The sequence below is a fragment of the Brevundimonas sp. NPDC090276 genome (genome assembly GCF_044772165.1).
Lineage (GTDB): Bacteria > Pseudomonadota > Alphaproteobacteria > Caulobacterales > Caulobacteraceae > Brevundimonas.
Genome location: NZ_JBIVYK010000001.1, coordinates 493,226 through 518,196 on the forward strand (window position 1 = coordinate 493,226; position 24,971 = coordinate 518,196).

The following is a 24,971-nucleotide window of genomic DNA, read 5'->3' on the forward strand; positions in this document are numbered from 1 at the left end:
ATCAGCGCCCTTCGACCGGGGCGATATCCACGACGACCGAACCCTCGGCGCTCGGCAGGTCCAGGTTGATGGGCAGACGGCGGGTCGCCCCCGACGGGATCAGGCCCAGGCCCATGCGGCGCTGGATTTCATCGGGCTCGAACGACTCGCGGAAGATGACGGCGCCGGCGGCGTCGCGCTGGGTGACGGTCAGGCGGCCCCGGCCGACATAGCCGTAGGTGTCGCCGCTGTTGTTGACGTGGATCACGGGGAAGGCGCGCCCGTCCTTGTCGGTTTCAACCGCCGCCGAGGCGACGCTGAGGGCCGACTTGGCGCCATTGGCGCCGACGCTGACCAGAACCTTGAAATTGTAGAGCACCTGCACGGCGTTCTCGTTCTCGGGCAGTTGCACGGGCAGTTGCGCCACCGAGACGTAGTAGTGGCGGCTGGCGGCGGGCGCCGGATCGCCGACCCACTGGACGCGGAAGGCCTGGGACTGTCCGGGCTCGACCGTTGCGGTGGCGGGGAAGACCATCAGGTCTTCGCTCTCTTCTTCGGTTTCACGGAACTCGCCGTCGACCAGTTCGACAGGGCGGGCCACCAGCTCGACCGGGACCGTCGTGGTAAAGGTGTTCTGCAGGGTGACGACTGCGGAGCTGCGTCGTCCCGACGACAGTAGATCCAGAACCACCGGCTGCACGTTCAGCGCGGCGGCGGGAATGCCCGAGGCGAGAAGCGCGACTCCGGCCAGACACAGGGCTTTTACAGACCGCAACGCACCACCGAACATGGCATTCCTAATCATACTGAAGGCTAAAGAAGACGCCGGACCGGCCAAGCTTGGCCGGTCCGGCGATATCCCGGTCATGTGAAACCGGGATTAACGGGCCTGGATCAGGCGCCCGGCGTCACGATCACTTCGACCGAGCCGGTGTAGGCGCCGGCGGCCAGACGACGGTCGGTCAGCGACGACCAGTTCGTGGCGGTCGGGGTCGAGCCGTTCGACGAGGCGACCGGAGCGCCGCTGCTGGCGGCCTGGGCGAAGCGGACGTGCGTGTTGGAGTCAGACAGGCTGATGTGGCCGCCAAAGCGCGAAGCGACGGTCGAGGCGCCCTCCGTGCTGGTCGAGTCCAGGGCCACGCCGTTCAGCGAGGCGTCCAGGTTGTAGCGGATGAACTGGGCGAAGCCGCCGTCGGCCAGGCCGTTGCCGGTGGCGCCGGTGCGAGCCAGGACGGCGCGCTTCACTTCGACGCTGTTGTTCACGCCGTTGCAGAAGGCGATGATGCGGGCGCCGTTCAGGGCGTTGGCGATTTCGGTGGTGACGCCGCTGCGGACCTTGGCGTCAGCGTCGGTCAGGTCGGCGGCCAGGGTGACGGTGGTTTGCTGGGCCGAGACGCCGCACTTCGGAGCGACCGAAGCGTTGATGGCGACCGATTGCGAGTCCTGGGCCGAAGCGGCGCCGGCGACGAGGAGAGCGGCAGCCGAAGCGGCGACGAAAGCGATGCGGTTCATTGTAGGATCCTGAACATAAGAGCCGGCCTTGGCCGGCGGGATACTCGAGCCAGACGCCAGGTCTGTCCCGAAGGGTTCGACTGACGCCGGGGCGTCAGCGCGAATGGAGAGGCCGCGGCGTCATCAAGAGCGCGCCGCGATGGTGATGGTGATGGTGTCGCTGTAGTCACCGGCGGCCAGACGGCGTCCGAGCGAGGTCTGGGACGGCCAGTCCACCGTCAGGGTGGCGTCGCGGCCGATGGCCACGCCGTCGCCGGAGCCGAGGCCGCCGGGCTGGGCAAGGACGCAGTTCCCGCCGTCCATCAGCGTGGAGGACAGGCAGCGCCCGCTGCGGACCTTGCCGGCGTCGGTGTCGAGTTCGAGGCTGAAGCCGTAAACCTTGGCGAAGGCGTAGCCCGACAGATCGTCCGAGGCCGAGCGGTTGGTCAGGTGGCCGTCTTCGGATCTGGCGGTGATCCGGAAGGGGGTGTTGCAGTCGAGGCGTAGAGCCAGGCTTTGGGAGTGTGCGCCTTCGAGGTCGGCGGAGACGTCCAGCGTCGAGGCGGCGCCCGGCGCAAAGCCGCAGCGCTCCGCCACGGTCGCGCTCACCGCGATCTCGACGCCGCCCGTCGACTGGGCGCAGGCGATTCCGGCGAAGGCCGACGCGGCGACGCACATTGTCGCCAATTTACAGAAGCGTGCGAACAAGCCCTGTTCCCCAAATCAACCGAACGCCCCCACGGCGAACATCTCAGAAATGACGCTTTCAAAAGCTGAGCCATTCCATTTTGGGACACCGTTGATCGAATTTGGCTTTTCAAATCAAGTGAAATTAATGTTTTCTTAACCATCTGCGGCTGGGGCGGGGGTGTCCGCGTGTTAGGGTCGGGCGCGCCGGGTGTTCGATAATGGGATCGTGGGCTTGCCGCGGCTCATCCCAGGCCGCGCCGTCAGTGGCGTGGGATCCGCTCCCCGATCGGTGTCTTGCGTGACTTGTGCGATCGCCGATAAATGATGGGTCTGTATTATAGATAATCCTTGGTGCTGAGCAGCGTGACCATAAAGACTCCGGGCCTGTCGCCTGACGCTATCGCCGATGCGCTCACGGTTCGGATCGTGCGTGGAGATCTCGCGCCGGACGCCAAGCTGCGGCAGGACCATGTCGCGGAAGAGTTTCAGGTCAGCCATGTCCCGGTGCGCGAGGCGTTTCTGCGCCTGGTCGCCAGGGGGCTGGCCGTCAGCAAGCCAAATGTCGGGGTTAGGGTCGCGCCGCTGGATCAGGCGGCGCAGCGCGAGGTGAAGCTGATGCGCGCGGCGCTGGAGCCGTTGGCCCTGATGCATTCAGTGCCCAATCTGACGCAGGATGAGATCGGGCGGCTGGAGGCCCTGCGGCTGGCCTGTGACGCGGCGGCTGACATCCATGACTGGGAGGCGGCCAACCGCGCCTTCCATCTGGGGACCATGGCGGCGTGCGGGATGCCGAGGCTGCTCGAAGACGTCGGCAATCTGCAGCTGCACGGCTCGCGCTATATGCTGGTTCAATACAAGGACCGATGGAGGCCGCGACCCGACGCCGACCATCGCGCCCTGATGGCGGCGATCCGCACGCGCGACGTCAAGGCGGCTTTGGCCACGGCCGAGCGCCATCTGGGACGGGCGGTCTAGGCCTTTTGCGCGATCAGCCAGACGGGCTGATAGGTCAGGGGGACGCGCCCTGCCTTTCCGAACTGCGCGTCATAGTCATGGCAGAAGGCGTCGAGGTCGCGGCGGGTCCAGGGACGGCTGGCGCGGCCGTTGACGCCGGTGTCGCGTAGATGGCGCAGCGCCTCGCATGGCGAGGCGAAGCATAAAGATCGCGCGCGCGATCCCTTTTCCTGCAAGGTCCAGCCGGTCGGCAGAAGGCCGGCCATGGCGTCAGCCGACAGCAACGAGGGGGCGGCGGCTTGACTGCCCAGGGCCTGAAGCTCGGGGAAATGATCGGGGCCGAAGCCGGACAGGGCCAGCCAGCCACCGGGTCGGACGGCGTCGCACAGGCGGCGGATCAGGGTCTGCGGATCGGCGATCCACTGGATCATCGAGGCCGAGATGGCCAGGTCGAGATCTTCTGGCAGGGACAGGAACTCGATGTCGCCTGGGCGATAGTCGGCCTCCGGCGCAAAGGCCAAAGGCTCGGCAGCCAGATCATTCAGGTGCAGGGCCTCGATCGGCAGGCGTTGCAATAGAAGGCGAGTAAGCTGGCCGGTGCCGTAGCCCGCTTCGAAGACGTGGGCGAGGCGGGCGCCGACGGCGTGACGCTGCAGGCGACGAATCAGGCCTCGGGCGATCAGCTTCTGGACCAGGGCGCTGTCGTCATAGGTGGCGAATCCGCGGCGAAAGCTGCGCTGAACGCGGGCGGCGGCGCTCATGCCAGGAGGTCGCGCCAGTCGGCGAAGGCGGGGAAGGGATTGTGGCCGGTCTCGAGCCAGCGCACCTGATCCGCCTGCTTGCGCCAGGCCTCCGTGAGGTTCTCGGGTGGGAAGATGCGATCGTTGCGGCCCAGCCAGACGCGGTCGAAGCCGGGATCGGGAGCAGGACCGCGCGCGATGACGGCAAGGAGTTCTTCTTGCAGGGCGGGGAGGTCGCAGTCTTCGGGCGGGGGACTGCCGGCGCGGCGGACGAACTGGCGCAGGCTCGTTTCGGCCAACTGGTCGGCGGTCTGGCGCACCCGCTCGGGCGGGATGCCGAGGCGCTCGTCGGCGGGATGTAGCGAGCCGCAGGCGGCGACCTTTCGGTCGAAGTCGAGCGTCGTCGCGGCCAGTACGTGTCCCGCCGCGGCGACGCCGAAGGAATAGGCGATCAGGCTGCGCCGGGCGTAGGGGCGCAACGGTTCAAGGTCGAAGTCCAGGTTGCGATGGTCGCTTAGCAGCAGCACGTCCGCTGATCCGCTGAGATGGGCGAAGGGGGCGGCGCCCAGGGCCCAGCCGCCGAAGACCAGGATCAACGCGTCGGCGCCGTCGCGTTGCAGCCATTGGGGCTTCATACGCTCCACCCGGCGATGTCGCGCATGGCGGTGGTGATGCACGTCAGCTCGTTGGCTCGGGTCACATAGGGCGGCATGGCGTAGAGCAGCCGACCGAAGGGGCGCAGAAAGACGCCGGAGGTTCGGGCGAAGGCGTGAACGCGGGCCGTGTCCAGTGGAGCCTTCATCTCGATCACCCCGATGGCGCCGAGGACGCGGACGTCTTGCACTCCGGCCAGCGACCGGGCCGGGGCCAGTTCGGTCTGAAGCTGAGCCTCGATGCGGCGGACGTTCTCCCGCCAAGCGTCGTCTTGCAGCAGGTCCAGGCTGGCGCTGGCCGCGGCGCAGGCCAGGGGATTGGCCATAAAGGTGGGCCCGTGCATCAGCACGCCCGGCGATCCGGCCGAGATGGCCTCGGCCACCGCTTCGTGCGCCACGGTGGCGGCGAAGGTGATGTGGCCGCCAGTCAGGGCCTTGCCGAGACAGAGGATGTCGGGAACGACGTCGACGAAATCCATGGCGAACATCCGGCCGGTGCGGCCAAAGCCCGTGGCGATCTCGTCGAAGATCAGCAGGACGCCGTGTGCATCGCACATGGCGCGCAGGCCGGTCAGATAGGCGGGGTGATAGAAACGCATGCCGCCCGCGCCCTGAACCACGGGCTCGAGGATGAAGGCGGCGATCCGGTCGCCGTGGTCCTGAAACAGCTGCGCCACCTCGGACAGGCCATTGCGGCCCGGGTCCTCGTCCCAGTCGGCGTCGAAGGGGATCGGCGGGGCGGCGACGAAGTGCTCGATCTGCAGGGCCCGGCCGTACTGGCCATGCATGCCGGTGTCGGGGTCGCACAGGCTCATCGCCTTCCAGGTGTCGCCGTGATAGCCGCCGCGCACGGTGGCGAAGGCGGTGCGGGCGGAAAAGCCGCGCGCCACCTGGGCCTGCAGCGCCATCTTCAGCGCCACCTCGACGGCGACAGAGCCGCTGTCGGAATAGAAGATGCGGTTCAGCCCCTCGGGCAACATCGCGACCAGCCGTCGCCCCAGATCGATGGCCGGATCGTGGGTCAGGCCGCCGAACATGACGTGCGGCATGCGGTTCAACTGGGCCGTCATGGCGGCGACGATCTGCGGGTGGCGATGGCCGTGAGCGGCGCACCACCAGGAGGACATGGCGTCGATCATGCGGGCGCCATCGGCCAGGCTCAGCCAGACGCCCTCGGCTTCGACCACGTGATGGACCGGGCCGGGCTCGCGCATCCCGGCGTAGGGGCGCCAAAGGTGGCGACGGTCGAAGGTGATGGCGTCGTCCATCACAGGGTCTCGCGGATGGCAGCTATGTCGATGGCGCCGAAGGCGGCGGCCAGGGCGCCAGGGGTCAGGTCGGCGAGGAAGGGTAGTCGGCCCAGATCGCGCACCTGGCCCATCTCGGTGATGGCGCGGCGGCTGTCGGCCATCTCGTCGCCGACGAAGGCGACGCCCGCCACCGTGCAGCCCATGCTTCGCAGAGCCGCCAATGACAGCAGGCTGTGGTTGATGGTGCCCAGGCTGGTGCGCGCCACCAGAACCACGGGAGCCGTCCATCCGGCGATGACATCGAGAAAGAGGTGCTGACGGGTCAGCGGCACCATCAGCCCGCCGGCGCCCTCGATGACCAGCGGCCCCTCGACCGGGGGCGGGGTCAGGCGGGCGATGTCGATCTCGACACCCTCAGCCTCCGCCGACAGGTGGGGTGAGGCGGGCAGTTGCAGGCGATAGGCCTCGGGCAGGACCGGTCGACCCGACAGGTGCGCCACGGTCGCGCTGTCAGTGGCTTCTTCCAGCCCGGACTGGACCGGCTTCCAGTAGGTGGCGCCGAGCGCGCGGGTCAGTCCGGCGCTGAAGACGGTCTTGCCGATGCCGGTGTCGGTGCCGGTGACGATGACAGTGTTCATAGGTAGGCGGATCCGACGTCTGACAGGGTTTCAAACAGGCCCGTGACAGCGGCCTGATCCGCGGCGCCGGTGAGCGAGATGCGCAGGCGCGCCGTGCCCTTGGGCACCGTGGGCGGGCGCACGGCGCGCACGTCATAGCCGCGCGATTGCAGCGCCCGGGCCAGGGCCAGGGCCTCGCCGTCTGCGCCGATGCGCACAGGCAGTATCTGGCTTTTGAAGCCCTCCAGACCGCACAGGCGGCGGGCCTCGGCATGGGCGTGGGCGATGCGGGCCCAGGCGCGTTCGCGGATGCTGGGGTGATGGCGCAGGGCCGCCAGAGCGGCGCGCACGATGGCGGCGTCCAGCGGCGAGGGGGCGGTGGCGAAGATGAAGGGGCGAGCCTTGTTGACCAGGGTCTCGATCAACACGGCGTCGCCGCAGATCAGGGCGCCGACCGCGCCCAGTCCCTTGCCGCAGGTGTGCAGGGTCAGAAGGTTCGGGTCGTGCGACTGGCTCAGCGCGCGGCCTGCGCCCATGCGGCCGAACAGGCCGGTGGCGTGGGCCTCGTCCACCACGAGGACGGCGTCGTGGCGACGAGCCAGTTCTGAGAATTGCTCAAGCGGGGCGAGATCGCCTTCCATGGAATAGAGGCTCTCGACCGCCAGCCAGACGCGGCCCGTTCCGCCTCCGGCGCGCCAGCAGAGGATTTCAGCCTCAGCGGCGGCGACGTCGTTGTGGATGAAGGCGCGTGTTTCGGCCCGGCCCAGCCGCATTCCGTCGTGGGCGCTGGCGTGGATCAGGGCGTCATACAGGACCAGATCGCCCTGCATGGGGAGAGCCGAGAAGAGGGCGTGATTGCCCTGAAAGCCGCCGCCGATGAAGAGGGCGGCCTCGGCGCCGAAGACGGCTGCGGCTTCGCGCTCGAGGGCTTCGTGTTCCGGGTGGTTGCCGCGCAGCAGCCGCGACCCCGACGAGCCCACCGGCACGCCCCGGTTCAGGGCGTCGAGCGCGGCCTGTCTCAGCAGGTTGGACCCGGCCAGTCCCAGATAGTCATTGGAGGCGAAGTCAAGTCCGACCGCCGGCGCTCGCGCCCGCAGCCGATCGCGCGCGGCCAGGGCGTCCAGGCCGGCGCGATGGCGCGGGTGGGTGATCACGCCGCCTGCTCTTGGGTCTGCTCCCGGGTCTGCTCCTGGGCGGGCTTGAGGCAGACCGGGGCGGCCTCGGCGCGCAGGTTCAGCTTGTTGAACAGCAGGGCGTCCTTGTCCTCGCCGGGGTTGTCGGCGGTCAGCAGGGTGTCGCCGACAAAGATGGAGTTGGCGCCGGCGAAGAAGCACATGGCCTGCAACTCGTCGCTCATCTCCGAACGCCCAGCCGAAAGGCGGACATAGGCGCGCGGCATCAGGATGCGGGCCGTGGCGATGGTGCGGACCATCTCGATCGGGTCCAGCGGAGCCATGTCGGCCATCGGCGTGCCCTTCATCGGCATCAACATGTTGATCGGCACGGATTCCGGCGGCTCTTCCAGCGAGGCCAGGGTGCGCAGCATGTCGATGCGGTCGTCAGCGGTTTCGCCCATGCCGACGATGCCGCCGGAACAGACGTTGATCCCCGCCGCGCGGACGCGGTCCAGGGTGTTCAACCGGTCGGCGAAGGTGCGGCTGGTGATGACCTCGGAATAGTAGCGTTCCGAGGTGTCGATGTTGTGATTGTAGTAGTCCAGACCGGCTTTCTGCAGCTTGGCCGCCTGATCGTCGCTGAGCATGCCCAGGGTCATGCAGGTCTCCAGACCCATGTCCTTGACGCCCCGGATCATGGCCAGGACGCCCGGCATGTCGCGTTCCTTGGGCGAGCGCCAGGCGGCGCCCATGCAGTAGCGCGTTGCGCCCGCCGCCTTGGCCTTGCGCGCCTCGTCCAGCACCCGCTGGACCTCCATCATCTTGGACGCCGACAGCTCCGAGTCGTAGCGCGCCGACTGCGAGCAGTAGGAGCAATCCTCGGGGCAGCCCCCGGTCTTGATGGACAGGAGCTTGGAGCACTGGATCGTGCTGGGCTCGAAGTGGGCCCGGTGCACCGTCTGGGCGCGGTAGAGCAACTCCATGAAGGGAGCATTGTAGATCGCTTGCGCATCCGTTGCTAAATTATCTATCATTTATGCCTCTGGTCGCCGGTCGAGCGATTTTCAGATAAATAATAGATATCAATTTCCACACGCTCGCTATTGATTCATTATAATATATAATAAATGCGGCAAGCCGCGCTTGGCGGTTGGGCTTGCTGCTTGCCGCAGCCGGAAGCCCCCTCGCGTGCGGTGAGGACGAGTCCGGTGGGCCAGGCGAGCGGACGCCTGCTTCCTGCCCATGACAGGTAAGCTTGAGGCATCGGCATCGGGCGTCGCAGGTCAGGTGGTCAACGACCTCAGGGAAACCTATCCCGCGCTGTAGCTGGTCTTGATCTGGGTGAAGAAGTCGGCGGCGGCGAAGCCCTGCTCGCGGGCGCCATAGCTGGATTTCTTCGTGCCGCCGAAGGGCACGTGATAATCGACCCCGGCGGTCGGCAGGTTGACCATGGTCATGCCGGCCTTGGCGCGGCGCTGGAAGTCGCGGGCGTGTTTCAGCGACTGGGTGACGATGCCCGCCGACAGGCCGAATTCGGCGCCATTGGCGACGGCCAGGGCCTCTTCGTAGGACTTGACCCGGATGGTCGAGGCGACGGGACCGAAGACTTCCTCGTTGTTGATCCGTGACGAGGCGTCGGTGTCGGAGATCAGGGTGGGCTGGACGTACCAGCCGGGCGCATCGAGGTTCAGGCGCTCGCCGCCCGCGACGATCCGGCCGCCTTCAGAGCGGGCGATGTCGATGTAGCGGTAGGAGGTCTCACGCTGGTCCTCGCTGACCGCCGGGCCGATCTGAGTGTTGGGATCCAGCGCGCCGCCGACGCGCAGGGTCGCGACCCGTTCGGCCAGCAGGGCGACGAAGCGGTCGTGGATGCCGTCCTGTACGATCAGGCGGCTGGACGCTGTGCAACGCTGGCCCGTGGCGAAGAAGCTGCCGTCCAGAGCGATGGCCACGGCCCGCTCCAGATCGGCGTCGTTCAGTACGATCAGCGGGTTCTTGCCGCCCATCTCCAGTTGCACGCGGGCCTGACGCGCGACGGCGCCTGCCGCGACGCCCGCGCCGACGTTCTGCGAGCCGGTGAAGCTGACGCCGTCGACGTCGAGGTGATCGACGATGGCCTGACCCACGTCGCCGCGACCGACGACCATGTTCAGCACACCCTTGGGCAGGCCCGCTTCATGCAGGATGGCGACCAGGGCTTCGGCGGTGGCGGGGGTGTGGCCGGCGGGCTTCAGCACCACGGTGTTGCCAAAGGCCAGGGCGGGTGCCGCCTTCCACGCCGGGATGGCGATGGGGAAGTTCCAAGGCGTGATCAAGCCGAACACCCCGACCGGCTGGCGATAGGTCTGCACCTCGACCTCCGGGCGGGTCGAGGCCAGGTTCTGACCGTGCAGACGCAGGGCTTCTCCGGCGAAGTATTTCAGGATGCGAGCGGCGCGCGCCGTCTCGCCGATCCCCTCCGCCAGGGTCTTGCCCTCTTCGCGCGACAGCAGTTCGCCGACCGCCTCGCGGCGCTCCATCAGCAGGGTTCCGGCCCGGTCCAGCACGTCGGAGCGCACCTCGGGCGAGGCCTCGGACCAGGCGGGGAAGGCCGCCTTGGCGGCGGCCACGGCTGCGTCGACCTCGGCTACGCCGCCCTGCGGCGTTCGCGCCACGACCTCGCGCACGTCGGACGGGTTCAGGCTCTCGGCCGGGCGGTCAGCGGCGACCTTTTCGCCGTCGATCCAGTGGCTGAGCGAAAGAGGGGCGGTCGTCATGCGGGCGATCCTTGAGAAGACTTCGTTCCGTCGTCGCCCATGAATGGCGCCTCCGGCAAGCCGTAAAATTCGCTTCCTCGCTCTCTAATGGACCCCGATGATGTCGTCCGGTGGGTGAGTGCTCGGCGCCCCAGGCTGACGGACGCCGGCGCCTGTCCGTGAGCGGATCGATCGTAGTGAAACCGCCGCCAAGCTGTCGCGTCGGCGCCGCCCATCGGTCGCGGGCGCTTCACCGAGTGCGACTAAACGCCCCATCAACTCGACGCACGAAGCGCGAGGAGGGGATCCCACATGATACGCTTTGCATCGGCCGTTTCGCTGGCTGCGCTTTCCTTCGCTCTCGCCGGACAGGCCCAGGCTGGTGCGCCGGGCGCTGAAGAGCCCGCCCCGGAGGCCGTGGCCGCCGCCGGCGCCCTGTCCGAGACGCAGCTGCCCGACGTGGTGGTGACGGCGACCAAGCGCGCCACCAACCTGCAGAAGACGCCCATCGCCATCTCGGTGATGAACAGCGAGGCGATGGAAGACCGCCACGTGCAGAGCCTGATGGACCTGGCCGACGGCGCCGTGCCCGGCCTGCGCATCGCGACCTTTGAAGCTCGCCAGTCGGCCCTGACCATCGGCATTCGCGGCATCGTGCCGAACGACGCCAACCAGCCCGCCCGCGAACAGGGCGTCGGCGTCTATGTCGACGGGGTCTATCTGGGTCGCCAGCACGGCCTCGGCGCCGCCCTGCTCGACGTCGAGCGCATCGAGGTCCTGAAGGGCCCGCAAGGCACCCTGTTCGGCCGCAACACCGAGGGCGGCGCCCTGTCGCTCGTGACGCGCAAGCCGACGGGCGAGTTCGGCATGCGCGCCAAGGCCGGCGTCGGCAACCTGAGCGCCTACAACAGCGAACTGCACGTCGATTTCGACGCCATCGGCGACTTCGCGATCAAGATGGACGGCGTGATCTCGGTCCAGGGGCCGGTCACCAAGAACATCCTTCCGGGCGAGGAAGGCTTCGGCGCCTATGACCGTCGCGGCCTGCGCGGCCAGGTCCGCTGGACCCCGAACGATCGCTTCACCGCCGACCTGGCCGCCGACATCGGCAAGGACAAGAACACTCCCTTCTACAGCCAACTGCTGAACTTCAATCCCGACGGCCTGACCGTCGTGCCCTGGGCCTCGACCAGCGTGCCCAAGGGCAGCATCCGCGCCCTGGCCCCGATCGTTCAGGTCAACGGCGACAGCATCATGAAGCGGGCCGATATCGGCACGCCGCAGCAGTGGAGCGTCGACGACACCCGCGGCGTGGACCTGCACCTGTCGTATCGTCCGAACGACAATCTGGAACTGCGCTCGATCACGGCCTACCGCGAAGTCGACGTCGAGCAGTACGACAACATCGCCGGCGCCCACCGTCCGCCGGTCGTTGGCCCCAACGCCAACTTCAGCCGCTACTCGCTGGCTGGCCTGTGGCAGCACCAGTTCAGCCAGGAGTTCCAGGCGGTCGGTTCGCTGGGCGACCGCATCGACTACGTCGGCGGCCTCTACTACTTCAAGGAAACCGCCTCGGACGACGCCGCGACGCCGTCGACCAACAGGTGGAACGCGGACGGCACCGGTTACACCATCCTGGACCCGACCCCGACCATCCGCGGCTTCCGCTCGATCGACCGCGCCAGCCGCGCCGAGTCCGAATCCAAGGCTGTCTACGGTCAGGCGACCTGGACCCCCGCGGTTCTGAGCGACGCCCTGCACATCACCGCCGGCGGTCGCTTCACCTGGGACGACAAGTCGGGCGTCCTGTCCAAGGTCAACAACGCCGCGACCAACTTCACCTTCAACGAGAAGAACGAACGCTTCAACCCGATGGTGACCGTGGCCTATGACGTCAGCAATGACGTCAACGTCTACGCCAAATACGCCACCGGCTACCGCGCCGGCGGCGCCAGCTCGCGCTCGCTGACCTATCGCTCGTTCGGCCCGGAAGACCTGACCTCCTACGAACTGGGTCTGAAGAGCGACTGGCTGGAACATCGCCTGCGCGTGAACGCCGCCGCCTTCTACTCGGAGCGTGAAGACAGCCAGATCGACTTCAGCCTGGTGACTGTCACCGGCGCCTCGACGCGCAACACGCTGGAAACGATCAACGCTCCCGGCACGACCAAGATCAAGGGCGTGGAACTGGAAGGCCTGATGCAGGTCACTGACGGCCTGACCCTGTCGGCCTCCTACGCCTATACGGACGCCGAGGTGCCGCCGACGCGCAACCCGTTCAACGGCGTGGTCCAGCAGGTCTTCATCGCCTTCACCCCGAAGAACGCCTTCAACCTGGCCGCCGACTATACGGCGCCGCTGTTCGGGGCGACCTTCAAGGCCCATGTGGACGCCAACTACGCGGACGCGACACAGGCCTTCGACCAGTTCGAGCTGAAGAACGACAGCTCCTTCATCGTCAACGCCCGTCTGGCCCTGGCCGACATCGCCACGCGTCCCGGCGGTCCTCTGGCCACGGTGTCGCTGTGGTCGCGCAACCTGCTCAACGAGCAGTATGTCTATCGCCGCGATCCGTCGAACCGGGCGACGATCGGCGACTACGGCAACTTCAACACGCCGCGCACCTTCGGCCTGGAGCTGGCGCTGAAGTACTGAGCCGCGACTTCAGATCAGGCATGGACCCCGCAGCTTCTGCTGCGGGGTTTTTGCGTTGGGGATCAGCCTCAGTCCGCTGCCGGATATTCGAACGGATCGGTCGGTGTCGGCTGGGTGGGCAGGGGCATGCGCGGCAGGGGCGTGTCGCGGTTGGCCGCGTTCAGCAGGAAGCTGGCCAGGATGACCGCCGCCTGACGCAGGTCTTCGGGCTTCAGGTGGTCGTAGCTGTCGATGCTGGTGTGGTGGATGCGGCTGGAATAGTCGAGCGGGTCCTGGATGAACTGGTATCCGGGCACGCCCACCGTCTGCATATAGACGTGGTCCGTGCCGCCCGAAGGACGCAGCGACACGGTGGTGGCGCCCATGCTGGCGAAGGGGGCCAGCCATTCCTGGAAGATGGGGGCGGCAGCGACATTGCCCTCGGCGTTGATGCCGCGGATCTTGCCCGAGCCGTTGTCCAGGTTGAAGTAGGCGACCAGGTCGCGATAGCCGGGGCGCGGCTCGACCGGCCAGCGGTTCCGCCAGGTGCGGTTGTTGGGCAGGGCGGCCAGGGCCGGGTCCGACGATGGCGCGCGGGTGGCCAGATAGCGGTCGACATAGGCCAGCGACCCCAGGATGCCCTGTTCCTCGCCGTTCCATAGGGCGAAGCGGATGGTGCGCTTGGGCTTGACCTTCAGCTGCGACAGGATGCGGGCGGCCTCCATGACGACGGCGCTGCCCGCGGCGTTGTCCTGGGCCCCGTCCGAGGCGACCCAGCTGTCGAGGTGGGCGCCCGCCATGACGTATTCGCCGGAGCGGTCCGAGCCGGGAATGTCGGCCAGGATATTGTAGGCGTTGACGTCTTCATCATGGAACTGGACTTCGCTGAGCAGCGACAGCATCGGCGGCGTGTCAGTCAGGGCCAGACGGGCGAGGCGACGATAGTCCTCGGCGGCGATCTCCATGCCCGGCAGCTTGGGCGTGGCGCCGACCTGGTAGGTGTAGCCGGTGCCGTGCAGCAGGCCGCCGTCGCGCTGGGACATCTTCACCCAGGCCAGGGCGCCTTCCTCGGCCAGGAAGGCGTCGAGGCGGGCGGTGAAATCAGCCGTCTTCAGCTGGCGTTCGGCCGAGGCCGGCGAATGCTGCGGCTGGACATAGGTGTTGCGGTCGCGCAACTCGGCGTCGGTCCAGCGACGGAAGGCCGGCTCGGTCGGCTCGGAGCCCGTGTCGGGCCGGGACAGCATGACGATCTTGCCCGCCAGCTTGCCGCGCCACTTGTCGAAGTCCTCGACCCTGGTGATCGGGGCGACGACGACGACGGCGCTGATGGTTCCATTGGTCGAGGGCGTCCAGGCCACCGGAATGGCGCGCAGTTCGATCGGGCGCGGCGCCGTCATGCGCGCGCTGGAACGGACGATGGACCAGCCCCGTCCGAACTCGAAGCCTTCGGCGCGGACGTTGGACAGGCCCCAGTCGCGGAAGCGCTGCTGGCTCCACTGCTCGGCTTGACGCATCTGCGGCGAGTTGGTCATCCGCCCGCCGATCCGGTCGGTCAGATAGGCGGCGGTCTGCATGACCTCGCTGTGGTTCAGGCCCTGATCGATGATGCCGTTGATGGCGACCCGGTCGACCGATTGGGCCAGCGCAGGCGTGGCGATGCACAGGGCCGACAGCCCGACGAGCAGATGTTTCATGTGAAAACCCCCAGGAATGTACAGGCGGGCATAAGACGCCATGAAGCGGCGCGCTGCAAACCGAGACGCTAGCCGGCGCGCAGGATGGCGATGGCTTCTTCGCAGAAGGCGAGGCGCTGGCTTTCGTAGGTCAGGCCGGCTTTGAGCACGAGATGCTGCAGCTTCTGGCCCCTGGCCTCGGGTTCACGGGGAAAGTCGCGGGCGTCGATGGCCTGATAGGTCGTCAGCTTCTGGCGATGCTGGGCCGCCAGCTGCTCCAGGGTCTCGACCAGGTCGGTGGGGCCGACGATGGCTTCGGCGCGCAACCGGACCATCAGCTCGTCGCGGATCGGCAGGACGTCCTGGCGCTCGGCCACCCAGCGTTGCAGTTCGTCGCGGCCGGCCGCCAGCACACGATAGCGCCGCTTGCGCCCGCGTGCGCCCTCGACCGGCAGGGCTTCGATCCAGCCGGCGGCCTCCAGCCGGGCCAACTCGCGATAGATCTGCTGGTGCGTCGCCTGCCAGAAGTAGCCGATCGACCGGTCGAACCGGCCGGCCAGCTCAGACCCTGAACCGGGGTGTTCGGTCAGGGCGGTCAGCAGGGCGTGCGGCAGGGACATCGGCTTCTCGGCGGTGGTCGTGCGAAGCGGGACTTTAGACGTGAACCCCGCCGAGACCACCCTGGTCGTGAAGTCTCAGCTCTCGGCGACGGCCGTCTTGAGCGCCCCTTTGCGCGAGATCAGCAGGCCGAACACCGCCGCCAGCGGGAACATCAGCACGCCATAGACCGCCGCCGGCAGGGACATGTCCGGGACCGCCAGCACCGACTCGGCGATGACGATGGCCAGGGTGGCGTTGTGCAAGCCGACCTCGAAGGCGCTGGCGATCGACTGTTCGCGGTTGATGCGGAACAGGCGCGGGACGATGAAGCCTATGCCCAGGCTGAGGATGCAGAAGCTGACGACGATGCCGGCCAGGGCGATGAAGTCGTCCTTCAGAACGGCGAAGTTGGACACGACCGCCCCGGCGATCACCAGGGTCAGGATGACGACCGAGGCCAGCCGCACCGGCTTGTCCATGGCGCGGGCGAAGCCGGGTTTTAAGCCGCGCACCAGCATGCCCAGACAGACCGGCGCCAGCACGATCATGAAGACCTCGATGGTCTTCTTCAGCTGCAGCCCTACCGTCATGTCGCCCGGCTGGAACCAGGCGATCGACAGGTTGACGATCACCGGCAGGGTCAGGACCGCGATGACCGAGTTGATCGCGGTCAGGCTGATGTTCAGGGCCACGTCGCCTCGGAACAGGTGGCTGTAGAGATTGGCCGTGGTCCCGCCGGGCGAGGCCGCCAGCAGCATCATCCCCACCGCCAGAACCGGCGGCAGGCGGAACAGCAGCACCAGGCCGAAACAGACGGCGGGCAGAAGCAGCAGCTGGCAGGCCAGGGCCAGGGCGACCGCCTTGGGCCGTTTGCCGATGCGGCCGAAATCGCCTGGCGTCAGGTCCAGCCCGAGCCCGAACATGATGACGCCCAGCGCGACCGGCAGACCGATCATGGCCAAGGGTGAATCCATGGTCTCTTCCTCCCCCGAGAACCCTCAAACCCGACCGGCGAGAGCGCGTCCCGCCGCCCGGCCCGAGAAGATGCACCCGCCGAGGAAGGTGCCTTCCAGCGCATTGTAACCATGTAATCCGCCGCCGCCGAAACCCGCCGCCTCGCCTGCGGCGTATAGTCCCTCGAACGGCGTGCCGTCCGCCTTCAGCACCTGGCTCGACAGGTCTGTCTGAAGTCCGCCCAGGGACTTGCGGGTCAGGACGTGCAGCCTGACCCCGATCAGCGGGCCGGCCCTGGGGTCCAGCAGGCGATGCGGCGTCGCCGTCCGCGCCAGCCTGTCGCCCAGATAGCGGCGGCTGTTGTGGATGCTCATGATCTGGAAATCCTTGGCGTAGGGATTGTCCATCTGGGCGTCGCGGTCTTCGACCTGGCGGCGGACCAGGGCCGGGTCCAGCAGGGGGCGTTCGGTCAGGCCGTTCATCCTGGCGACCAGGGTCTCCAGATCATCGGCGAAGACGAAGTCGGCGCCCTTGTGCTTGAAGGCGTCCACCGCAGGCGGCGCGCCCTTGCCCAGTCGCGACATCAGCACCTTCAGCAGCTTGCGCTCGGTGATGTCGAGGTTCTGCTCGGAGCCCGACAGGGCGAATTCCTTTTCCAGGATTTTCTGGCTGACGATGAACCAGGAGTGGTCATGCTCGGCCAGATCCGGCGTCGTCCGCAGATGCTTCAGCGTGGCCATGGTGTCATGGCCGGGCAGGGCGGGCCACGGCAGCCGCCGCCCGAGGGCGTCCAGCCACAGGGGCGACGGGCCGGGCAGGATGCGGATGGCGTGCCGGGGCCAGATCGGGTCCCAGTTCTGCACCCCCTCGACATAGTGCCACATACGGTCGCGGTTCACGAGCCGCGCGCCGGCCTCGGCTGAGATGTCCAGCATCCGTCCGTCAACATAGGCGGGCACCCCCGTGATCATCGACCTGGGCGGCGACCCAAGGCGATCGGGCCAGAAGCGCCGCACCTTGTCATGGTCGCCGCCGATGCCGCCCGAGGCCAGAACGACCGCTCCGGCCCTCAGGGTGAAATCGCCGATGACCTGCCGGTTCGAGGGTGCGCCGCGCGGCGCCTCGTCGGCGGCCAGGATCGCGCCGGTTACCCCTGTGACCCGTCCCCCCTCGACCAGCAGCTGATCGACCCGGCGACGGTGGTGGAAGGTCAGGCGTCCGTCCCTGGCTGCCGCCCGTGCGCGATCCACAAAGGGCTCCGATACCCCGGTTCCAGTGCCCCAGGCGACATGGAAGCGCGGCACGGAATTGCCGTGCCCGAACGCCTGTCCGCAGCCGCGTTCGGCCCAACCGACCATGGGGGTCAGGCTGATGTCGTGCTGCTTCAGCCAGGATCGCTTTTCGCCAGCGGCGAACTCGACATAGGCGCGGGCCCACCGCACCGCCCATTCGTCCTCGGCCATGGCGCCGTCCAGCCGGTCCCAGCCTGCGCTGCCCCGCCAGTCGCGCCAGGCCAGGTCCAAGCTGTCGCGCACGCCCAGCTTCCGCTGCTCCGGCGAGTTGACCAGAAAAAGCCCGCCGAAGGACCAGAAGGCCTGTCCGCCGAGATTTGCAGGATTCTCCTGATCGACCAGGGCCACTCGCTTGCCGGCCTGAACCAGTTCATTGGCGGCGACCAGTCCCGCCAGTCCCCCGCCCACTACAATGACGTCCGCGTCCATACCTATAGCTCCGCTGCTGCTGCATAGCTAACATGAATGTCAGTATGAAACGAGGGTTTCCTTGGCGTACACGCGTGTTAATATGTATTGACAGGTAGGTGAGTAGCGTGATCGTCTGAGACTAACCGCTGCCGGCGCCGCCCCGGCTCGCGGAATTATTCGGCGGCGTGGAAACGTTGCGGAACCCGTTGGGGAACGGGCCGCACCCTGGGGAGGGTTCTCAATGGCGACATCCGTCGTTCATGCGCGGCTGGCTGCAACCGTGTCGCTTCTGGCCTTGTGCATCGCGGCGCCGGCATTGGCCCAGACTGCTCAGGATGGCTCTGCCACAGCAGTCGACGACATCATCGTCACAGCCCAGAAGCGAGAGGAATCTATTCAGGACGTGCCGATCGCGGTGTCCGCCTTCTCGGCCGAGACCCTGGATGCGATGAAGATCGATGGCGGTTCGGAGCTGATGCGGGCCATTCCCAACGTCAGTTTCTCCAAGAACAACTTCTCCATGTACAACTTCTCGATCCGCGGGATCGGGACCAAGGCGGTTTCGGCGTCGTCCGACCCGGCTGTGGCGGTCAGCTTCAACAATACGCCGCTGATCCGAAATCGTTTGTTCGAGCAGGAGTACCTGGACGTGAACCGGGTTGAGGTCCTGCGGGGCCCGCAGGGCACGCTCTATGGCCGAAACGCCACCGCAGGGGTCGTCAACATGATCCCCAACCTGCCTGGGCCAGACTTTGACGCCATGTTGAAGGCTGAGGCCGGCAACTACGGATCGGTACGGGGTCAGATGATGGTCAACATCCCGCTGACCGACACCTTCTGGGTGCGGGCGGCGGCGTCGTTGACCAAGCGTGACGGCTTCGACCACAACACCTTCCTTGATACCCGGGTGAATGGTCGTGATCTCTACTCAACCCGTCTGTCGGCGGCGTGGGAGCCCAGTGACCGATTCAGCGCCAACCTGATCTGGGAGCATTTTGGCGAAGACGACAATCGGTCCCGTACGGGCAAGCAGTTGTGTAATCGCGATCCGGGCCTCAGCCGCGTCGGGGCGCAGAATGTGCCTAACGTCCTGACGCAAAACCGCCTCAGCCAAGGGTGCTTGCCTGGGGGGCTCTATGGAGACTCCGCCTATGGTGCGCCGAATGGCGGGTCATTTGCGCATGTTTTCCAGGCTGGACAAATTAGCCTTGGGAACCGTCAGGGGGTTTCCAACTTCGATCCCAAAGTCCTTCTTATGGCGGTCGACTATGCGAAGGACCCGTATCTTGGCATTGTTCAGTCGCGAAATTTGAGAGAAATATCCACCTCTTACGATCCCAAGTTCAAAGCATCAAATGATGTTGTGCAGCTGAACTTGGAGTACGAGTTGACTGATGGTGTGACTCTGTATTCTCAGACGGCATACTCGAAAGATGATTATTTCTCGACTCAAGATTACAATAGATTTGTCAGTAATCCAATTTTCGCAGACTCGACGACGCCATTGAGAAGGCAGAGCGGTCAACCTCTGCAGACGAACTACACGACTCCTGGCGGATATTATAATGACCCCCAGCTCGGTCTGTCTAATCGCCTTCTTTCTGCTGACCTGAGTCAGTCGGATAACAATCAATTCAGCCAGGAATTCCGGGCGTCGTCAAAATTTGACGGAGTGTTCAATTTCAATATAGGTGCAAACTATTTAGATTTTGAAACTGAGGATAACTATTACGTATTCAGCAATCTATTTTCGTATATTGCAGAGTATTTTTACAATAGAGATCAGAATCTGACTGTTCTGGCGACCAAGGGCTTGGCTACGCTCCCGTGTGACGCCGCCTTCCCTGCGAATAGGGAGTGCGTCTACGTCGATACCTCGTCGATCTCGAACTTGGCTGGGGACGGGCACAATTATTTCAGAAGCCGAAACCTGGTGAGCATTCGTTCATATGGGGTCTTTGGCGAGGCCTACTGGCAGGTTGCGCCCAGCCTGCGCCTGACGGCGGGGCTCCGGTATACCGACGATGCGAAGGAGACCACGCCTATCCCGAGCCAGCTTCTGCTGGGCGCGCTGGCGTCGGGCGCCTCGGGGCCAATTTCTGGCGGCTACGTCAGCAGGGGTTATCCTGAGGCTGAAAAGGTCAAGCAGTCCTGGCAGGCTGTGACGGGTCGTTTTGTCGTAGACTGGAAGCCGGAGCTTTCCTTTACTGATGATACGCTGGTCTATGCCTCATACTCGCGGGGTTATAAGGGCGGTGGGATGAATCCGCCTCGCGTGGATATCAACCCCAAGGTTCTTCAGTATATGCCGCTCGCTGAGAGCTTCGAGCCTGAGTACGTCAATGCCTTTGAGTTGGGCACGAAAAACACGCTTCATGATGGACGAGTAAGGTTAAACGCCACCGCGTTCTATTATGACTACAAGGATTATCAAGTTTCTCAGATTGTGGACAGAATTTCTCTCAATGAGAATTTCGATGCAACGATCTGGGGGGCTGAGTTCGAACTGTCGGCAAATATAACGCATGCATGGCGCATCGACGCCAATCTTGGGTATCTGAAAACCAAGATTGCAGATGGTGAGAAATCTATAGATGTGATGGACCGGACCCAGGGGAATAGTGACTGGGTGGTCTTGCGGCCGTGGCTTCAGGTCCCGTCGAATTGCATCGCGCCCGCGAAGCATGTGGAAACCGTTCTGGCGGGCAATCTGGGCGAGCAGACGGCGCTCTATATGCAGGCGCTATGTGGCGGGTCTGCGCGATCGGGCAGCTTCAGTCCCAACTATCCTTCTATTCTGCCGCTCTGGCAGAGGTTCGGCTTCCAATATGATCCATTTGTGGATGCGCCGAATTTCGGCCGCGGCTTTGACGCCGATCTCAGCGGCAATGAGCTGCCTAATTCCCCGCGGTGGACGGCAAATATAGGCACTCAGTATACCGTTTCGGCCGGCGGCTGGGATGCGACCCTGAGGGCTGACTACTATTGGCAGGATGACAGCTATTTCCGCATCTTTAATACGCATCACGACGTCATCCGGTCTTGGGATAATGTTAATCTATCTCTGACCGTTGAAAACGTTAACAGTAACGTTGTCTTGCAGGCATACGTAAAGAACGCTCTTGATGATGCGCCTATCACGGATGCTTTTATTAATAGTGATGACACAGGATTAACTACAAATGTGTTTACTCTTGATCCGCGTTTCTATGGGTTTTCAGTAACCAAGAAATTTTAAATTGCAGGTCGTGTAAAATTATAATTTGCATGACTTCAACCTCTGGTGTTATCGTTTGCTGCCTTATCTAATTATAGATTTGGTTTCTCAATGACTGGAAGGACATTTGTTATGAAGATGCTATCCACGGTTGTTGCTGCTGTGGCCATGATGGCGGCAGCGGGTTCTGTATCTGCTCAAAGTTTTTCTCCTTCGTCTGGCTCTTTTAGCGCGAGCGGTAATGTTGCGTTGCTGAACAGCGCGGGCGCTACTTGTAACGTTAGCCTTGGCGGAACTATCGCTTCTTCGTCGCTTATCAATATTACGTCCAAGACGTTCTCTCCCGGTCCCAGCATTACGTGTGGGTGGGCTGTTACGCCGTACTCGACCTGGCATGCGGAAACCATTCCCGGAAACTACAACCAGATTGTTATCTATCTTGGCGCCAATACGATCATTGGCACGCCATGCAAGGGTTGGGTTGTTGCTGACGTTGTTAATCTGCCATCGGGCGGCTCGGAAATCATCTTTGATAATGATGAGCTGATCGATGGGACTTATGCTGGCGGTACGCCGACCGGTTGTTATGTTGTCAGCGGAAGCGTTGTTTCGAACGTGCAGCTGATCTAAATTTTTTATACTTTTAATCTAATGGAGTGGCGGCAATCATTGTCGCCACTCTTCATTTGTGCGGGTTGTGCCTCTGTACGGTCTTGGCGGCTCGCGTCCGCTGGCGGCGTTGAAACAGGCGTCGCGGGGCGACGCACATGCTGTAGCGAGATGGAGCCGAGCGCCGGCGAAGGGCGCGGCATGCGAGTACGGCTGCCTGTCTCGAGGCATAGGCTGATGGGACGTCTTCGCCTCCATCGAAGCCGCCCTGTGTGCGCCCTTCTCCTGGCCGCGAGGACTGCGGCGGGCGAAGGCCCCAACGGGCGTTCACGCCTCTCGGGGGCCTTTCACCAGGCCTAGTGCGGCGTCGCAGCTTGACGTCCGGCGTTGCAGCGCCTCCGGTCGCCGCGTTCGCAGGCGGCGACCGTGGCGCGCCAGTCAGCCATCTGCCGCTCGTAGTCGTCCTGGGCTCGGGCGGCGGTGCTCAAATCGGATTCATAGCGCAGACGCTCAGCCTCGGCTGCTTCAAGCTCGGCCTGATAGCGGGCCTGTCCGCGGGCGTAGGCGGCGGCGTTGGCGCGGTCCTCGCTCTCGGCCAGATCGTTCTGGGCGACGATTTCATCGTTCATCGCCTGGGTCTGGCGCAACTCGTCGGGATCCTGGGCTGAATCCGGGGCGCGGTGATAGCGCTCGCCCTGACGGCGCAACAGGTCGGCCACAGGGTCGCTCGGAGCGATCTGCGCAGAAGCGCCCGGCTTGGCGGCCTTGTCGCCGGTCTGCGCCAGGGCGGTCTGCGCCGCCAGGGCGGTCTGCGCCGCCAGGGCGGCGGTGAGGGCCATGAAGGCGGTGCGAAGCAGGCGGTGGGTCATGGCGGCGCCCTCCTGGCGCGGGTCGACGTGACGTTCAGACGCTAACTACACCAAGGCCTTCCGGCGGCCTATGGTTGCGGCCTTCTGCGATGGCGAGCGGCGATCCTCAGCCCGGGGCCAAGCCGGCGGTCAGGCAAGCGGTCAGGCCGGCAGGCGCAGTTCGAAGGTCGTGCCCTCCGGCCCGGTGTCCAGCAGCCGTAGCTCGCCGCCGTGGTTGGCCGCCAGTTCGCGCGAGATGGTCAGGCCCAGGCCGGTGCCTTCTGACGCGCGACCGCTGACAAAGGGTTCGAACAGCCGTCCGGCAAGGCGTTCGGGAATGCCGGGGCCGTCGTCGATGACGTGCAGGACGACGAGGCCGTCGCGGGCCTCGGCGCGGACGGTGATCCGGCCCTTCCGCTCGCGCGCGGGGTCGCTCTCGATGGCCTGGCGGGCGTTGCGCATCAGATTGACCAGGATGCGATGCATCTGGTCGCTGTCGGCCCTGACGGTCAGGCGGGCGGGCAGGTTGCGGACCAGGCGCACGCCGTCCTCCTCCAGTCCTGCGTCCTCGGCGGCGACGGCGACGACACGGGCCAGCAGCATCTTCTGCAGTTGCGGCGCGGCCTCTTCGGATTTCCCGTATTCCAGCACGTTGCGGGCCAGGGCGGCGGCGCGGCCGAGCGCCCGCTCCAGCCGGGGCAGAGCCTTGGCCACCAGGGGGTCCGACGAGCTGGACAGACGCTCGGACGCCATCTGGGCCGAGGTCAGCATATTGCGCAGGTCGTGGTTGATCTTGGCCACCGCCTCGCCCAGGGCCACCAGACGGGCGCGCGAGCGCAGCGATTGGCGCACTTCCTCTTGCATCCGCGCCAGCTCGCGCTCGACCCGGCCGATCTCGTCGTGACGGTCGGACGGCGTCTCGGCGGGGCTTTCGGGGTCGGCGGCGAACCGTTCGATCGAGCGCGTCACCCGGCGCAGCGGGGCCAGGACCAGGAAGGACAGGCTGGCGTAGAGCAGACCGCCGGCGACCACGGCGATCAGCAGCGACATGATCAGGCTGTTCAGCAGGAAGGTTTTAAGCTCGGTCTTCAGCGGCTGGGCCGGGGCCAGGATCTCGATGAAGTCGCCCGAGCGATAGCGCGGCTTGGCCTGAACCCGCAGCGAGCGGTCGGGGTGGCCGAACAGGGTCTTCCACGGGTCCAGCAGTCGGGCGCCGACATTGCGCTGGCGCAGGTCGATCAGATCAGGGGCGCGGGGCAGGTTGGGGGCTTGCAGCAGCAGGCGCCGCACGCCCTGTTCGCCGACGACCACGGATTGCACTCCGCCGATGCTGAGCAGCTGTTCGGCGGTGGAGTCCTCGACGGCGGAATAGGGCAGGGCCTCGACACCGACCGAGGCCAGTTCGGCCGCCTGCAGCCGGTCCATCAGCCAGCGCTCCTGGAAGGAAGCGGCGCTGGGCACGATGATGAGGGCGGCGACGGCCAGGGTGAAGGCCACGGTCAACAGCAGCAGGCGGCTGGATAGGCCGTCGGGGGCGCGCGGCGTCAGGCGCTCACGCCAGACCGGAGGCAGGCGAACGGCCGACAGGCGCGCGACCAGGCCCGTCTCATTTCGGGGGCGTGTGGGCAGTCGAGTCTCGATCGCGTTCCGTTCCGTCATGCAGCGTCCATGCCGTCGTGCCGACCTCGCCATTTCTGCACTAATTTGAGCGCCAGGGGCAGCAGCATCGACAGGAAACCAACGCCCATCAGCGGCCACATGAACTGGGCGAACAGGCTCTGCAGGTCGGGGTTCGGATCGCGGATCAGGATTTCGTTCAGGCCGGACCCGATCCAGCAATAGATGATGTGCGCCGGCAACAGGCCGATGAAGGTGGCGATCATATAGGGGCGGAGGGGCGCGGCCATGACGCCCGCCGCTACATTGATAAGGTGAAAGGGCACCGAGACCACCAGACGCGCCACCAGGACATACCAGAAGGTGTTCCGGTCCACGCCCTCGCAAACCCTGTTCAGCAGGCCGGTGTCCTGGGCCGCGCGACGGCGCAGGGATTCGCCCAGGGCGGTGCGGCCTACATAATATATGGCCAGTGCGCCCACGGTGGCCGCGAAGGCCGTGGAAACCCCTCCGACCCAGGGGCCGAACAGGTAGCCGGCCGTCACGGTGATGAAGACCACGCCCGGCACCACGCTGGCGGTCAGAAGGGCGAAGGTCAGCATCAGGGCCAGCAGGGTCAGGATATAGTGCTCGTCCGCCAGGGCCTGGAACGCCGCGCCGTGCTCGCGCAGGGTGTCCAGCGACAGGTAGCGGTTCCAGCCCATGCCGAAGATCAGGGCGATCGCCGCCAGCAGGACGGCGAGGGGCAGAAAACGTTTGACCCGGTTCATTCCTGCTCCGTAACCGACGCTGTGCAGCTTCCCTAGAAGATTCAGGCCGGTTGCAGCGGTCTGGATCGCTTGTCGGCGTTGACTCGTCCGTCGCCGCCGCTTATACGCCCGCCTCCTGCATC

21 protein-coding genes are annotated in these 24,971 nt (G+C 65.6%); 4 read left to right on the top strand and 17 right to left on the bottom strand.

Annotation, left to right across the window (positions count from 1 at the left end; translation table 11 throughout):
* Window position 1 precedes the first annotated feature (1 nt).
* From ACIQTU_RS02320 to ACIQTU_RS02330, 3 genes are all read right to left on the bottom strand, one after another.
* Entirely contained in the window at window positions 2-769 is a 768-nt protein-coding gene (locus ACIQTU_RS02320) for a fimbria/pilus periplasmic chaperone (protein ID WP_400541732.1), read from the bottom strand.
* Window positions 770-873: 104 nt separating this feature from the next.
* A complete protein-coding gene (locus ACIQTU_RS02325; RefSeq protein ID WP_400541735.1) occupies window positions 874-1,491 on the bottom strand; it encodes a hypothetical protein in 618 nt (205 codons plus the stop codon).
* A 123-nt stretch (window positions 1,492-1,614) separates the two neighbouring features.
* The gene (locus ACIQTU_RS02330; RefSeq protein ID WP_400541738.1) at window positions 1,615-2,148 is read right to left on the bottom strand and encodes a hypothetical protein; all 534 of its coding nucleotides are present in this window, start codon (window positions 2,146-2,148) and stop codon (window positions 1,615-1,617) included.
* Window positions 2,149-2,523: 375 nt separating this feature from the next.
* Here ACIQTU_RS02330 and ACIQTU_RS02335 point away from each other — a divergent pair, with 375 nt between their 5' ends.
* Window positions 2,524-3,135, top strand: a complete 612-nt coding sequence (locus tag ACIQTU_RS02335) for a GntR family transcriptional regulator (RefSeq protein ID WP_400541741.1) — start codon at window positions 2,524-2,526, stop codon at window positions 3,133-3,135.
* Here the strand turns inward: ACIQTU_RS02335 and ACIQTU_RS02340 are convergent.
* The 7 genes from ACIQTU_RS02340 to ACIQTU_RS02370 form a co-directional block, all read right to left on the bottom strand.
* On the bottom strand, window positions 3,132-3,875 hold the full coding sequence (locus ACIQTU_RS02340) for a methyltransferase domain-containing protein (RefSeq protein WP_400541744.1): 744 nt from the start codon (window positions 3,873-3,875) through the stop codon (window positions 3,132-3,134). The genes ACIQTU_RS02335 and ACIQTU_RS02340 overlap by 4 nt on opposite strands.
* A complete protein-coding gene (locus ACIQTU_RS02345) occupies window positions 3,872-4,489 on the bottom strand; it encodes a pimeloyl-ACP methyl esterase BioG family protein (RefSeq protein WP_400541747.1) in 618 nt (205 codons plus the stop codon). The genes ACIQTU_RS02340 and ACIQTU_RS02345 overlap by 4 nt, the downstream gene beginning before the upstream one ends.
* Window positions 4,486-5,775: an adenosylmethionine--8-amino-7-oxononanoate transaminase gene (gene bioA / locus ACIQTU_RS02350; RefSeq protein WP_400541750.1), complete on the bottom strand. Its 1,290-nt coding sequence runs from the start codon at window positions 5,773-5,775 to the stop codon at window positions 4,486-4,488. Before bioA ends, ACIQTU_RS02345 begins: the two co-directional genes overlap by 4 nt.
* Window positions 5,775-6,395: a dethiobiotin synthase gene (gene bioD / locus ACIQTU_RS02355; RefSeq protein ID WP_400541753.1), complete on the bottom strand. Its 621-nt coding sequence runs from the start codon at window positions 6,393-6,395 to the stop codon at window positions 5,775-5,777. The genes bioA and bioD overlap by 1 nt, the downstream gene beginning before the upstream one ends.
* Entirely contained in the window at window positions 6,392-7,528 is a 1,137-nt protein-coding gene (locus ACIQTU_RS02360) for an 8-amino-7-oxononanoate synthase (protein WP_400541756.1), read from the bottom strand. Before ACIQTU_RS02360 ends, bioD begins: the two co-directional genes overlap by 4 nt.
* Window positions 7,525-8,523 carry a biotin synthase BioB gene (gene bioB, locus ACIQTU_RS02365; protein WP_400541759.1) on the bottom strand — a complete coding sequence of 333 codons (999 nt, stop codon included), beginning with the start codon at window positions 8,521-8,523 and terminating at the stop codon, window positions 7,525-7,527. Before bioB ends, ACIQTU_RS02360 begins: the two co-directional genes overlap by 4 nt.
* A 276-nt stretch (window positions 8,524-8,799) precedes the next feature.
* Window positions 8,800-10,245, bottom strand: coding sequence for an aldehyde dehydrogenase family protein (locus ACIQTU_RS02370; protein WP_400541762.1), 1,446 nt, complete (start codon window positions 10,243-10,245; stop codon window positions 8,800-8,802).
* Between the two features lie 291 nt (window positions 10,246-10,536).
* On the opposite strand from ACIQTU_RS02370, the gene ACIQTU_RS02375 reads away from it, so the two are divergent.
* Window positions 10,537-12,879: a TonB-dependent receptor gene (locus tag ACIQTU_RS02375; protein ID WP_400541765.1), complete on the top strand. Its 2,343-nt coding sequence runs from the start codon at window positions 10,537-10,539 to the stop codon at window positions 12,877-12,879.
* A 68-nt stretch (window positions 12,880-12,947) separates the two neighbouring features.
* On the opposite strand, the gene ACIQTU_RS02380 is transcribed toward ACIQTU_RS02375, so the two are convergent.
* The 4 genes from ACIQTU_RS02380 to ACIQTU_RS02395 form a co-directional block, all read right to left on the bottom strand.
* Window positions 12,948-14,552 carry a M20/M25/M40 family metallo-hydrolase gene (locus ACIQTU_RS02380; protein ID WP_400541768.1) on the bottom strand — a complete coding sequence of 535 codons (1,605 nt, stop codon included), beginning with the start codon at window positions 14,550-14,552 and terminating at the stop codon, window positions 12,948-12,950.
* 68 nt (window positions 14,553-14,620) lie between these two features.
* Window positions 14,621-15,151 (bottom strand): PadR family transcriptional regulator, encoded by a 531-nt coding sequence (locus ACIQTU_RS02385; RefSeq protein ID WP_400541771.1) that lies wholly within the window; start codon window positions 15,149-15,151, stop codon window positions 14,621-14,623.
* A gap of 75 nt (window positions 15,152-15,226) precedes the next feature.
* Complete coding sequence (locus ACIQTU_RS02390; RefSeq protein WP_400541774.1) at window positions 15,227-16,105, bottom strand: bile acid:sodium symporter family protein; 879 nt, start codon at window positions 16,103-16,105, stop codon at window positions 15,227-15,229.
* Window positions 16,106-16,129: 24 nt separating this feature from the next.
* Window positions 16,130-17,806: an FAD-binding dehydrogenase gene (locus ACIQTU_RS02395; protein ID WP_400541776.1), complete on the bottom strand. Its 1,677-nt coding sequence runs from the start codon at window positions 17,804-17,806 to the stop codon at window positions 16,130-16,132.
* A 223-nt stretch (window positions 17,807-18,029) separates the two neighbouring features.
* Between ACIQTU_RS02395 and ACIQTU_RS02400 the strand changes: the two genes are divergently transcribed.
* On the top strand, window positions 18,030-21,026 hold the full coding sequence (locus tag ACIQTU_RS02400) for a TonB-dependent receptor (protein WP_400541779.1): 2,997 nt from the start codon (window positions 18,030-18,032) through the stop codon (window positions 21,024-21,026).
* A 111-nt stretch (window positions 21,027-21,137) separates the two neighbouring features.
* Window positions 21,138-21,635, top strand: a complete 498-nt coding sequence (locus tag ACIQTU_RS02405; RefSeq protein ID WP_400541782.1) for a hypothetical protein — start codon at window positions 21,138-21,140, stop codon at window positions 21,633-21,635.
* Window positions 21,636-21,970: 335 nt separating this feature from the next.
* Here ACIQTU_RS02405 and ACIQTU_RS02410 read toward each other — a convergent pair whose 3' ends face one another.
* The 3 genes from ACIQTU_RS02410 to ACIQTU_RS02420 form a co-directional block, all read right to left on the bottom strand.
* Window positions 21,971-22,483, bottom strand: coding sequence for a cell wall hydrolase (locus ACIQTU_RS02410; RefSeq protein ID WP_400541785.1), 513 nt, complete (start codon window positions 22,481-22,483; stop codon window positions 21,971-21,973).
* A gap of 141 nt (window positions 22,484-22,624) precedes the next feature.
* Window positions 22,625-24,121: a sensor histidine kinase gene (locus tag ACIQTU_RS02415; protein ID WP_400541788.1), complete on the bottom strand. Its 1,497-nt coding sequence runs from the start codon at window positions 24,119-24,121 to the stop codon at window positions 22,625-22,627.
* A complete protein-coding gene (locus ACIQTU_RS02420; RefSeq protein WP_400541791.1) occupies window positions 24,118-24,849 on the bottom strand; it encodes a TVP38/TMEM64 family protein in 732 nt (243 codons plus the stop codon). Before ACIQTU_RS02420 ends, ACIQTU_RS02415 begins: the two co-directional genes overlap by 4 nt.
* Between the last annotated feature and the right edge of the window lie 122 nt (window positions 24,850-24,971).